At 73.6% G+C, this 12,859-nt stretch carries 5 protein-coding genes and 2 pseudogenes; 2 read left to right on the forward strand and 5 right to left on the reverse strand.

Annotated elements, in window-relative coordinates; translation table 11 throughout:
* Nucleotides 1-86: 86 nt before the first annotated feature.
* The 3 genes and pseudogenes from J7462_RS13025 to J7462_RS13035 form a co-directional block, all read right to left on the reverse strand.
* Nucleotides 87-3,220: pseudogene (locus tag J7462_RS13025) on the reverse strand (ribonuclease E/G).
* 131 nt (nt 3,221-3,351) lie between these two features.
* The gene (locus J7462_RS13030; protein WP_219470294.1) at nt 3,352-4,071 is read right to left on the reverse strand and encodes a TIGR03936 family radical SAM-associated protein; all 720 of its coding nucleotides are present in this window, start codon (nt 4,069-4,071) and stop codon (nt 3,352-3,354) included.
* A 201-nt stretch (nt 4,072-4,272) separates the two neighbouring features.
* Nucleotides 4,273-6,303, reverse strand: coding sequence for a TIGR03960 family B12-binding radical SAM protein (locus J7462_RS13035; RefSeq protein ID WP_219464312.1), 2,031 nt, complete (start codon nt 6,301-6,303; stop codon nt 4,273-4,275).
* Nucleotides 6,304-6,504: 201 nt separating this feature from the next.
* Between J7462_RS13035 and J7462_RS13040 the strand changes: the two genes are divergently transcribed.
* Together J7462_RS13040 and J7462_RS13045 are read left to right on the forward strand one after the other, a co-directional pair.
* The gene (locus tag J7462_RS13040; RefSeq protein WP_219464314.1) at nt 6,505-8,031 is read left to right on the forward strand and encodes a hypothetical protein; all 1,527 of its coding nucleotides are present in this window, start codon (nt 6,505-6,507) and stop codon (nt 8,029-8,031) included.
* Complete coding sequence (locus J7462_RS13045) at nt 7,979-8,503, forward strand: hypothetical protein (RefSeq protein ID WP_219464316.1); 525 nt, start codon at nt 7,979-7,981, stop codon at nt 8,501-8,503. Before J7462_RS13040 ends, J7462_RS13045 begins: the two co-directional genes overlap by 53 nt.
* 21 nt (nt 8,504-8,524) lie before the next feature.
* Here J7462_RS13045 and J7462_RS13050 read toward each other — a convergent pair whose 3' ends face one another.
* The gene (locus tag J7462_RS13050; protein ID WP_219464317.1) at nt 8,525-9,259 is read right to left on the reverse strand and encodes a 1-acyl-sn-glycerol-3-phosphate acyltransferase; all 735 of its coding nucleotides are present in this window, start codon (nt 9,257-9,259) and stop codon (nt 8,525-8,527) included.
* A gap of 151 nt (nt 9,260-9,410) precedes the next feature.
* Nucleotides 9,411-12,556 (reverse strand): annotated as a pseudogene (gene ileS / locus J7462_RS13055) (isoleucine--tRNA ligase).
* Between the last annotated feature and the right edge of the window lie 303 nt (nt 12,557-12,859).

The following is a 12,859-nucleotide window of genomic DNA, read 5'->3' on the forward strand; positions in this document are numbered from 1 at the left end:
ATCGTCGGCCACCGGCACGGCAGGACCCCTCCCACCGGCGGTGTGCCGGGGAAGGGGTCCGGTGCTGCCAGGTGCGGGTCAGCCCGTCACGGCCGGGTACGGCGACGGGCACCGCCCCGGCGGGAACGACGCCGGCCCGTGCCGGCCTCCCCGCCGTCGTCGTCGCCGTCGGCCTCGCCGAGCGCGTCCGGGTCGTCCGCCCCCGCGAGCCGGGCCGACTCGCCCGTCTGGGCGTCGGCCACGGCCGGGGTCTGCGTCTCGTACCGGGACAGGTCGTAGCCCATGGTGTCGTCGTAGCCGGCGTCGACCGCCGGGGCGGCGACCTCGACGTCGGTGGCGTCGGTGGTCTCGACCACGGTCCGCTCCGCCGTGGCCGCCTTGCGGGCCCGCCGCCGCGACGACGCGCTGACCGGCGGCTCGGCCGCCGGGGCGGTGACCGCCGAGGCGACGGCCTTGACCCGGTCGCCCGCGCCGCCGTTGACGGCACGCGGCTTCTCCGGCACCGGCTCGGTGTGGATCACCAGGCCCCGGCCCTTGCAGCACTCGCAGGGCTCGCTGAACGCCTCCAGCAGGCCGGCGCCGATCCGCTTACGGGTCATCTGCACCAGGCCAAGCGAGGTGATCTCGGTCACCTGGTGCTTGGTGCGGTCCCGGCCCAGGCACTCGGTGAGCCGGCGCAGCACCAGCTCCCGGTTGGACTCCAACACCATGTCGATGAAGTCGATCACCACGATGCCGCCGATGTCGCGCAGCCGCAGCTGGCGGACGATCTCCTCGGCCGCCTCCAGGTTGTTGCGGGTGACCGTCTCCTCCAGGTTGCCCCCGGAGCCGGTGTACTTGCCGGTGTTGACGTCGATGACGGTCATCGCCTCGGTACGGTCGATCACCAGCGAACCACCGGAGGGCAGGAAGACCTTGCGGTCCAGCCCCTTGATGATCTGCTCGTCGATGCGGTACTCGGTGAACACGTCGGCGGTGCCGACGTACCGGCGCACCCGGTCGACCAGGTCCGGCGAGACGTGCGACAGGTACGACTCGACCATGCCGTACGACTGCTCACCCTCGATGACCAGCTCGCGGAAGTCCTCGTTGAACAGGTCCCGGACCACCCGGATGACCAGGTCGGGCTCCTCGTAGAGCAGCACCGGAGCGCCGCCACCGGTCGCCTTGGCCTGGATGTCCTCCCACTGGGCCTGCAACCGCTTGACGTCCCGGGCCAACTCGTCCTCGCTGGCCCCCTCGGCGGCGGTCCGGACGATCACGCCCGCGCCGTCGGGGACCAGCTTCTTGAGCACGTCGCGCAGCCGCTTGCGCTCGTTGTCGGGCAGCTTGCGGCTGATCCCGGAGGCGTTGCCGTTGGGCACGTAGACCAGGTGCCGGCCGGAGAGCGCGACGTGGCTGGTCAGCCGGGCACCCTTGTGGCCGATCGGGTCCTTGGTGACCTGGACCAGCACCGAGTCGCCGGAGCGCAGCGCCTGCTCGATCGAGCGCGAACGCCCCTCCAGGCCGCTGCTGTCCCAGTTGACCTCACCGGCGTACAGGACGGCGTTGCGGCCCCGCCCGACGTCGACGAAGGCCGCCTCCATGCTGGGCAGGACGTTCTGCACCTTGCCCAGGTAGACGTTGCCGGCCATGGTGCCCGACGAGTTGCGGGTGACGTAGTGCTCGACCAGGACGCCGTCCTCCAGGACCACGATCTGGGTCCGGTCGCCGCGCTGGCGGACCGCCATCACCCGGTCGACCGCCTCCCGGCGGGCCAGGAACTCCGACTCGCTCAGGATCGGCGGCCGGGTCCGGCGCTGCTCCCGGCCGTCCCGGCGACGCTGGCGCTTGGCCTCCAGCCGGGTCGAGCCGGAGACGCCCTGCACCTCGTCGACGGCCTTGCGGGGCTCCCGGATCTTGACCACCGTGGGTACGCCGTCGTCGGCGCCACCCTCGACGTCCCCGGCACCCCGACGGCGACGCCGACGCCGACGACGGGTCAGCCCGTCCCCGTCGCCCTCGTCCTCGGCGTCGTCCCCCTCGGCCTCGGCCTGGGCCGGCTCCTCGATGTCGTCCTCGTCGGCGTCGTCCGCGCCGCCCTTGCCCCGGCCCCGACCCCGCCGACCCCGGCGGCGTCGGCGGCGCGCGGCGGCCGACTCGTCGTCGTCCTCGTCGTCGCCGTCGTCCTCGGCGCCCTCCTCGGCCTCGCCGGTGGGCTCCTCCACGACGGGCTCGACCGGCTCGACGGCCTCGACCGGCTCGGTCTCCCGGCGGCCACGGCGACGCCGCCGCCCGGTCTCGACGGGCTCCTCGGCGGGCTCCTCGACCGGCGCCTCGGCGGCCGGGCCGGGCTCGACCACCCGGAAGGTGGGCAGCTCCTCCGGCTGCGGGGCCATGAACAGGACCGTCGGGGCGGCGATCGCGGCCCGTCGCCGACGGGTCCGCGGCTGCGGCTCGGCCGGCTCCACCGCCTCGTCGGCGGCCGGCACGGCGACCCCGGGCGGCACCTCCCCGGTCCGGTTACCGGCCGCGGCCGGCGGCGTCGACACGGAGGTCGGCCGGTCGGCTGCGGGCTCCTCCGCGACGGGCTCCCCGACCAGGGGCTCCTCGGCCTCGTCGGCGACGGTCGGCTCGGTCGGGGCAGCCGCCTCCACGGCGGGCTCCTCCGCCGCGACGGCCGGCTCCTGAGCTGCGGCAACCGGAGCCACCGCCGCCGGAGCAGCAGGGGCCTCGGCGGCCGGCAGCGGCGCGGCCGGGGTCTCGGCGGGTGGCTCGGTCGCCGCCGGGGCGACGGCCTTCTTCCGCCGGGTACGGGTCACCTTCACCGGCGGGACGAGTTCCGCGCTGCCCTCCTCCACCCCGTCGGCGACCACCGGCTCCTCGGCCGCCTTGGCCGGGGTGGCCTTGCGGCGACGTCGGGTGGTCTTCGGCGCGGAGTCCAACTCACCGGCGACCGGGACGATCACCTCGGCCTGCTGTGACTCGTCGGTGGCCGAGGTGGCGGTGGCGGACGCCTCGGCGGGCGCTCCCCCGGTCAACTCCGGCTGGCTCAGCGGCGCGACCCGCCGTCGGGTGGTCCGCCGCCGGGTCGGGGGGCCGCCGCGCCGTCCGGCGACGCCGCAGCGCCCTCCGGTGGCGTGGCGGCGGCTCCCGTGCCGCCGTCGACGGTGCTGTCGGCGGTGTCGCCGGCCGGCTGGGAACCGGTCCGTTCGCCGCCCTCGGGCTCGTTCTCGAGCATGGACGTTCTCCAGTTCTGGCGGCCCCGGGCGCGGGTGAGCGCTGCCACGCAGGATCGCCGCAAAAGTGTTTCCGCCGGGCACGCGACGTGCGCGACCGCCGAAGTCTGCCTGCCAGAACGCTGACCGACGGTCAGTGTTCTCCGATGGCTGCCCCGTCGCGATCCGCGTCCAACGGATCCACGATCGCACCCTGCGCGGTCAACACGCCCTGCGCCAGCCGGATCACCCTCGGGGAGACCGGCGGCTCCAGGGCGGCCACCACGCGGAGGCCGGAAAGGACGTCATCGGGTCGTACGGACGGGGTGACCTGCCGTATGACCAGTTCGAGTATCGCACATGACGAGTCCGCTGCCCCGGAAGGCGTCTCCCCCGGCGGCAGCACATCGATGTGGGTCACCGCGCCACGGGCGTCGAACGTCCGTCGGCCCTGCTTGGTCATCCGCTCGACCTGCACCTCGTCGGCGGCCACGAAGGCGGCCACCGCCCGTCGTGCCACGTCCGGGTCGACGTCGGGCAGCTCGATGCGCCAGTGCGACGCCTCGATCCGCTCGGCCAGGCTCCCCCCGGCGGCGACGACCACCTCCAGCACGTCGAGGCCCGGTGAGAGCGCCGCGTCGAGGGCCAGCCGCAGCTGCTCCGGGTCGACCGTCGCCTGGAGGCCGACCTCCAGGTACTCCGCCTCGCTGGCGACGCCGGTGGGGGCGGCGCTGGCGTAGGAGATTTTCGGATGCGGGGTGAAGCCCTGGGAGAAGGCCACCGGCACGGCGGCCCGGCGCAGGGCCCGCTCGAAGGCACGGGCGAAGTCCCGGTGGGAGGTGAACCGCAACGGCCCGCGCTTGGCGTACCGGATCCGGACACGCTGGACGACCGGCGCCTGCCCGCCCTCCGGCTGTGGTTTCCTGCTGATCGTCGTACTCCTCGGTCTGACGCCGGCCGGTGGTGCCGCGCCCCGGGTCGACCCGGGGCGCGAACTGCCGGTGACGATAGCTTCACGATCGTCGGAACGGGACGGGCGGCCCGCCACAGCGCGCCGGCCCCGCCCCGTCGGCGGTCACTGCTGGGCGCCGGTGGGCACCTTCAGCGCGGTGACCGGGGTGAGCGGCAGGAGCTTACGGCCGGTGGGCCCGATCTGGATCTCGGTGTCCATCGACGGGCAGACGCCGCAGTCGAAGCACGGGGTCCACCGGCAGTCGTCCTGCTCGTACTCGCCCAGCGAGTCCTGCCAGTCCTGCCACAGCCAGTCCTTGTCCAGGCCCGAGTCGAGGTGGTCCCAGGGCAGCACCTCCAGCTCGTCGCGCTGCCGGGTGGTGTACCAGTCCAGGTCCACGCCGAAGCCCGGGAGCACCGCGGCGGCGGCGTCCACCCAACGCCGGTACGAGAAGTGCTCGCTCCAGCCGTCGAACCGGCCACCGTTGCGCCACACCTCGTGGATCACCGCACCGACCCGGCGGTCACCCCGGCTGAGCAGCCCCTCGATCAGCGACGGCTCGCCGTCGTGGTAGCGGAAACCGATGGCCCGGCCGAGCGACCGGTCCGCGTTGATGGCCTGCTTGAGCAGCTTGAGCCGACCGTCGATGACCTCGGGCCGCTCCATCGACGCCCACTGGAACGGGGTGTGCGGCTTGGGCACGAACCCGCCGATCGAGACGGTGCAGCGGATGTCCTTGGAGCCGGTGGCCGCCCGCCCGGCCCGGATCACCTCGTGCGCCATGTCGGCGATCTCGAGGACGTCGGCGTCGGTCTCGGTGGGCAGGCCGCACATGAAGTAGAGCTTCACCTGCCGCCAACCGTTGGTGTACGCGGTGACCACCGTGCGGATCAGGTCGTCCTTCGACACCATCTTGTTGATGACCTTGCGGATCCGCTCCGACCCGCCCTCCGGGGCGAAGGTCAGCCCGGTCCGCCGTCCGTTGCGGGACAGCTCCTGTGCCAGGTCGATGTTGAACGCGTCCACCCGGGTCGACGGCAGGGACAGCGACACGTTGGTGCCGGCGTACTGCTCGGCCAGGCCGGAGCACATGTCGCCGATCTCGGAGTGGTCGGCCGACGACAGCGACAGCAGCCCCACCTCGTGGAAGCCGGAGAACTCCAGCCCCTGCTGGACCATCTGCCCCACGGTGGTGATCGACCGCTCCCGCACCGGGCGGGTGATCATGCCGGCCTGGCAGAACCGGCAACCCCGGGTGCAGCCCCGGAAGATCTCCACCGCGTACCGCTCGTGCACCGTCTCGGCCAGCGGCACGAGCGGCTTCTTCGGGTACGGCCAGGCATCCAGGTCCATCGTCGTGCGCTTGTGCACCCGGAACGGCACGTCCGGGCGGTTGGGCACCACCCGCTGGATCCGACCGTCGGGCAGGTAGTCGACGTCGTAGAAGCGCGGCACGTAGACGCTCTCGGTGCGGGCCAGCCGCAGCAGCAGCTCGTCGCGGCCACCCGGGGAACCCTCCGCCTTCCACTCCCGGACGATCGTGGTGATCTCCAGGACCGCCTCCTCGCCGTCGCCGAGCACGGCGGCGTCGATGAAGTCGGCGATCGGCTCCGGGTTGAACGCGGCGTGCCCACCGGCCACGATCACCGGGTCGGCCTCGGTGCGGTCGGCCGCCAGCATCGGGATGCCGGCCAGGTCGATCGCGGTGAGCAGGTTGGTGTAGCCCAGCTCGGTGGAGAACGAGACCCCGAACACGTCGAAGCGGCGCACCGAGCGGTGCGCGTCGACGGTGAACTGCGGCACGCCGTGGGTGCGCATCAGCGCCTCCAGGTCGGGCCACACCGCGTACGTCCGCTCGGCCAGCACGTCGGGCAGCTCGTTGAGCACCTCGTAGAGGATCTGCACACCCTGGTTGGGCAGGCCCACCTCGTACGCGTCGGGATACATCAGCGCCCATCGGACGGTCGCCGCGTCCCAGTCCTTGACCACCGCGCCCAGCTCGCCACCGACGTACTGGATGGGCTTGGTCACCTGGGGCAGCAGCGCCTCCAGCCGGGGCCACACCGACAGCGTGGTGTCGTGGTGCGGCGACGCGACCGCCGCGTCGTCGGGCGTGGCCGCGGCGGGGCGCGGGGTCGTGGACGGAGCACTCATGGAGCCCAAGGGTACGCGTCCACCCACGGACGGCACGCCGCACCGCCGGTCTCCCCCACCGCCCCGACGGCCCGCTGGTGTCCGGTGCCCGGCGGGCGGACGGACGGCCGGTGGCGGGGCCGGGGATTCCCGGACGCGGGGCGGGCGGTCGCGGTACCGCCGATTGGTCGAGGTGGCGCCCCGGTACTAACCTCGCAACCGGTGCGAGAGGAGATTGCCGCGATGCCGCAGCCGCAGCCGGGAACAGACCGGCTGGCCGAGGGGGGCGACCCGGTCCCGGGTCGGCAGCAGGATCCGGTGGTCTCCGCCGGGCCAGCCGACCTCCCCGTACCGCCTGACAGCGACCCTGCCGACACCGCAGCGCCGGCCGAGGAGCCCGCTGAGGTCACGCAGGGCGACCCCACGCACCCGGCCGGCGAGTCTTCCCCGCCCGCCGACTCCACCCCGCCGGAGCCGACCACCCAGACGGAGCCGACCACCCAGACGGAGCCAGCCAGCCTGGCCGACCCGCCCGCGCCGACAGGCCCAGACGAGCCGGCCACTCCGCCGAAACCGGCCGACCCGGACGAGCCGGCCACTCCGCCGAAACCGGCCGACCCGGACGAGCCGGCCACCGCGCCGGACCCGACCGACGCGGCCACCCCGCCAGAGCCGACCAACCAGGCCACCCCGCCGAAACCGGCCGAGCCGGACGAGCCGGCCACCGGGCCGGACCCGACCGCCCAGGCCAGCCCGCCGGAGCCGACAGGCCCGGCCGGACAGTTCAGCCCGCCGGTGCCCGGCACGGCGGCGGAACCGGCAAGCCCGGCACGGGGGGTCGCACCCGGCCCCACCACCCCGGCGCGCGGGTCGGCCACCGTTCCGGCCCGGAGCACGGCACCCGAGCCGCCGACACCCGAGCCGCCGCCCGGTCGACCCGACCCGACCCGGGTGGAGCAGCACCCCGGCACCCCCCGCCCCGACGCCGTTCGCCCCGACGCCACCCGGGTGGAGCACCGGCCCGACGCCACCCGGCTCGAACAGCGCCCCGACGCCACCCGGCTGGAGCAGCGGCCCGACCCGACGCTGGAGCAGCCCGCGGCCCCCCGCTGGAGTGGTTCCGCCGCCGTGCCCGCGCCGCCGCCCCGCCGCCGCAGCTGGGGTGAGTCGGTGGAGTTCGCCCCGGTGCCGCCGCCTCCGCCGCCCCTTCCGCCGGAGCTGCCCGAACACCGCGCCCCGGTGGACCCGTGGGCGGGCGTGGACACCGGCGGCTGGGACCTGCACCACCCGGAGCTGGCCGCGCTGCCCTACCCCCGTCTCCGCCGACCCGCCCCTACCCACCGGCCGCCGACCCGGCCCCACCCCACCAGCACCCCCGACCCCGACCCCGCCCCACCAGCACACGCCCACCCCGACCCCGCCCCAGCCGAACTCCCCGGCGCCGGCGTACCCGTCGGTGTCGTCGGCCGGCCCCGCCGCACCCTCACCGACCCGGCCGTACCCGGTCGCGCCGGTGCCGGTCGCGCGGCCGGCGTCCCCGCCGCCGGCCCGCCCGGCGCTGCCACCTGCGCCGCCGCCCGCGCCACCCCGGCCGCCGAAGCAGCGGCGGGTCCGCCCGGAACCGGCCGCCCCACCGCCGAACCCGGGCCGACCTCCCAAGGGGTACGTCCGCCGCAAGCGTCGGCGCTGGCCCTGGGTGCTGCTGCTCAGCCTGGCCTGCTGCTGTGGCTGCCCCGCCTGGTTCGGTAGGCCGGCCTGGCAGCAGTACCCGGCCGACGCCGCCCTGCCGACCCAGGTGGCCGACCTGACCCTGCGCGAGGATTCGGGCAGCGACGTCGAGAAGCTCAAGACCGAGGTACGCAAGGCGAACCTGCTGGCCGAGGACGTCTACGCCGGGGTGTACAGCACCTCCGACGGCAAGCGGGTGACCGTCTTCGGCGACACCGGTTTCCGGTTCCGGCCGGAGTCCGAGGCGGACGACACGATGGTGCGGCTGACCGACACGTTCACGCTGGGCACGCCCCAACCGGTGGACAGCGGCGTCCGTGGCCGGTACGAGCGCTGCGCGACCGGTTCCTCCAGCGGCACCGCCGTGGTGGTCTGCACGTCGGTGGACTACGGCAGCAGCGCCACCGGGGTCTTCACCCGGCTCTCGGTGGACGACAGCGCCCGGCTGCTCGCCACCATGCGCGCCCAGATCGTCACCCCCAAGCAGGGCTGAGCACGCGCCGGCCCGGCGAGGTCAGCTCGGGTCGGGTGCGCAGAACCCCGCAGACCGGGGGTGGTCAGGCCGGGGTCTCGCCCGGGGTGGGCTCGGCCCGGCGGGGGCGTAGCGGGGGACGTACTCCTGACCGGTGAGTTTCTGGATCTCGGCCATCAGCTCGTCGGTCATCTCCCGCAGTGAGGTGCGGTCGTCGGCGCGGCCGGTGAAGTCCAGCGGCTTGCCGAACCGGATGACGATCTTCGCCTTGCCGGGGCGGGGGATGCGGGTGCCGATCGGCTGGACCTTGTCGGTGCCGGTCACCCCGACCGGGATCACCGGCACCCCGGCCGCCACGGCCAGCCGGGCGGTGCCGGTCCGTCCCCGGTAGAGCCGGCCGTCGGGCGACCGGGTCCCCTCGGGATAGACGGCGACCAGGTCACCGGAGCGCAGCGCGGGGATGGCCGCGTCGAACGCGGACAGCGCGGCCCGGCCACCGGCCCGCTCGACCGGGATGGCCCCCAGGCCGGTGAGCACGAACTTGGACAGCGCGCCCTTCGGGCCGGTGCCGGTGAAGTACTCCGACTTGGCCCAGAAGGCGAGGTGCCGGGGGACTACGGTGCCGAGCAGCAGCTCGTCGGCGACGGAGAGGTGGTTGCCCGCGAAGATCGCGCCACCGCTCGCCGGAATGTGCTCCAGTCCCTCGACGGCCGGGCGGAAGGCCAGCCGCATCGCGGGTCCCACGGTGAGCTTGCCGATGGTGTAGAGCAGCGGCACGGGTCCTCCGGCGGTCGTACGGTGAACAGGCGGTGTCACGGTAGCGGACGGACGCCCCCGCGACCCAACGGGTGCACGCGCGTCCGCCTGCTGGATGGCGCGGGTGGTCGGTGGGGTCCCGACCCGTCGGGCCGGGACCCCACCGACGACCTCACACCGGGCGGACGGTCACCGTCACCCGCTCGCCGTCGCCGACCTCACCGGTGAAACCGGCCAGGCCGTCGGCGAAGTCCACCGTGTCGGCGAGCACCTCCCGGGCCACGAACCCGGTGTACGCCGACACCGCCGCCCGCACCTGCTCGGAGGCCGACACCGACACCACGATCCGGTCGGAGATGTCCAGGTCGGCGTCCCGGCGGGCCTGCTGCACGACCCGGACCACGTCCCGGGCCAGCCCCTCGGCGGCCAACTCCGGGGTGACCTCGGTGTCGAGCACCACCACGCCCTCACCACCGGGCAGCGGCGCGGAGTGCTCGGCGTCGGCGGCGACCAGGCGCAGCTCGTACTCACCCTCGGCGAGGGTGACCCCGGCGGCGACGGGGCGCCGTCGTGCAGCTCCCACTCCCCCGCCTTGACCGCCCTGATCACCTGCTGCACCTGCTTGCCGACGCGGGGGCCGAGCGCCCGGGGCACCACCGTCAGCACCTGCTGGCAGTAGCTGGCGACCTCCGCCGAGAACTCCACCTCCTTGACGTTGACCTCGTCGGCGACCAGGTCGGCGAAGGGCCGCAACTGGTCGGCGGCCGGGGAGGCCACGGTCAGCTTCGGCAGCGGCAGCCGGACCCGCAGCCCCTTGGCCTTGCGCAGCGACAGCGCCGCCGAGCAGACGTCCCGGGTGGCGTCCATCGCCGCGACCAGGTCGTGGTCGGCGGGCAGGTCCTGCGCCGACGGCCAGTCGGTCAGGTGCACCGACCGCTCGCCGGTCAGCCCGCGCCAGATCTCCTCGGCGGTCAGCGGGGCCAGCGGCGCCACCACGCGGCAGAGCGTCTCCAGCACCGTCCACAGGGTGTCGAACGCGTCGGCGTCGCCGGACCAGAACCGGTCCCGGGATCGCCGCACGTACCAGTTGGTCAGCGCGTCGAGGTAGGACCGGACGGTGCCGCACGCCCCGGAGATGTCGTACGCGTCCATCTGCGCGCCGGTCGTCTCGACCAGTTCCCGGGTCTTGGCCAGCACGTACCGGTCGAGCAGGTGCGTGCTGTCCACCCGCCGCCGGGCGGTGTGCCCGGCGGCGTTGGCGTAGAGCGAGAAGAAGTACCAGACGTTCCACAGCGGCAGCAGCACCTGCCGGACGGCGTCGCGGATCGCCGGTTCGGTGACCGCCATGTCGCCGCCCCGCAGCACCGGCGAGGACATCAGCATCCAGCGCATCGCGTCCGAGCCGTACGCGTCGAAGACGTGGTAGACGTCCGGGTAGTTGCGCAGGCTCTTGGACATCTTGCGCCCGTCGGAGCCGAGCAGGATGCCGTGGCTGAGGCAGTTGCGGAACGCCGGCCTGTCGAACAGCGCGGTGGCCAGCACGTGCATGGTGTAGAACCAGCCCCGGGTCTGCCCGATGTACTCGACGATGAAGTCGCCCGGGTAGTGGTGCTCGAACCAGTCCGCGTTCTCGAACGGGTAGTGCACCTGGGCGAACGGCATCGACCCGGACTCGAACCAGCAGTCCAGCACCTCCGGCACCCGGCGCATCGTCGACCGGCCGGTCGGGTCGTCCGGGTTGGGCCGGGTCAGGTCGTCCACCGCCGGCCGGTGCAGGTCGGTCAGGCGTACCCCGAAGTCCCGTTCGATGTCGGCCAGCGAACCGTAGACGTCGACCCGGGGGTAGGTCGGGTCGTCGGACTTCCACACCGGGATCGGCGAGCCCCAGAACCGGTTGCGGCTGATCGACCAGTCCCGGGCGTTGGCCAGCCACTTGCCGAACGAGCCGTCCTTGATGTGGCCGGGCGTCCAGTTGATCTGCTGGTTCAGCTCGACCATCCGGTCCCGGAACTGCGTCACCGCGACGAACCACGACGACACCGCCTTGTAGACCAGCGGGGTGTCGCAGCGCCAGCAGTGCGGGTACGAGTGGGTGTAGGTGTCCTGCCGCAGCACCACCCCCCGCTCCTTCAGCTCCCGGATCACCGGCTTGTTGACGTCGAAGACCTGCTCGCCCTCATACGGCGGGACCAGCGCGGTGAACCGGGTGTGGTCGTCGACGGTGACGACGGTGGGGATGCCGGCGGCGTTGCAGACGTTCTGGTCGTCCTCGCCGAACGCGGGGGCGAGGTGGACGATCCCGGTGCCGTCCTCGGTGGTGACGAACTCCGCGCCGAGCACCTGGTAGGCGTGCTCGCCGGCCTGCTCGACGAGGAAGTCGTAGAGCGGGGTGTAGCGACGTCCGACCAGGTCCCGGCCGTACACGGTGCCGACCTGCTGGTAGCCCTCCAGCTCCTTGGCGTACGCGCCGAGCCGGGCGGCGCCGACGACGAACCGTTCCCCGTCGCGGTCGAGCACCGCGTACTCGATGTCGGGGCCGACGGCGAGCGCGAGGTTGGACGGCAGGGTCCACGGGGTGGTGGTCCAGACGCCCAGCCTGACCGGCCCGCGCAGCAGCTCCGGGGCGGACTCGTCGGCGGTCAGCCCGAACCACACGGTCAGCGTCGGGTCGTGCCGGTCGCGGTAGACGTCGTCCATCCGGGTCTCGGTGTTCGACAGCGGCGTCTCGCACCGCCAGCAGTACGCCAGCACCCGGAAGCCCTCGTAGATCAGGCCCTTGTCGTGCAGGGTCCGGAAGGCCCACATGACGCTTTCCATGTAGTCCAGGTCGAGGGTCTTGTAGTCGTTGGTGAAGTCGACCCAGCGGGCCTGCCGGTTGATGTACCGCTCCCAGTCCTGGGTGAACTCCAGCACCGAGGATCGGCACGCGTCGTTGAACCGGGCCACCCCGAGGTCGAGGATCTCCGCCTTGCTGGTGATACCGAGCTGCTTCTCGGCCACCACCTCGGCGGGCAGGCCGTGACAGTCCCAGCCGAAGCGCCGCTCGACGTGCCGGCCGCGCATCGTCTGGTAACGCGGCACCACGTCCTTGACGTACCCGGTGAACAGGTGGCCGTAGTGCGGCAGGCCGTTGGCGAACGGCGGGCCGTCGTAGAAGACGTACTCGTTCTTGCCGTCGTCGCCGGCCGGCCGGGCCGTCACCGACGCCTCGAAGGTCCGGTCGGCGGTCCAGTGCTCCAGGACGCGGCGTTCGACCGCGGGCAGGTCCGGGCTCGCCGGGACGCCGGCGGCGGTCGGGTCGTGCAACGGATAGCCCATCGGGGGTCGCTCTCCTCTGGCAGCTCACTCAGTCGTGGTCTGCGAGGACGAGCCTGCTCCGGTACGCCGTGGTCGACGCCCCGGGCCGGGCCCGCGGTACCACCCCGCTTGACGGTCAGGATCGACCGCCCGCTCGTTGGCCGGCTGTGACGGGCCGCCCCGTCCGGTTCTAGTCGGGCCCGTCGGGCCCTTTCTTCCGGAGGCTCACCGGTGATGGCCGGGTCGTCGCCTGTGCCGGTAAGGATACTCGACCTGTCCGGGTCGCCGCCGCCGAGTAATGGGTGTGCGGGTCACCGGCCCGAC

Origin of the sequence: Micromonospora sp. RL09-050-HVF-A, from assembly GCF_019374995.1 — a bacterium.
Classification (GTDB): domain Bacteria; phylum Actinomycetota; class Actinomycetes; order Mycobacteriales; family Micromonosporaceae; genus Micromonospora; species Micromonospora antibiotica.

Coding starts and splice junctions, on each gene's coding strand:
- J7462_RS13035 (WP_219464312.1), bottom strand. CDS start 6,303: ATGAGTGCTCCGTCCACGACCCCGCGCCCCGCCGCGGCCACGCCCGAC.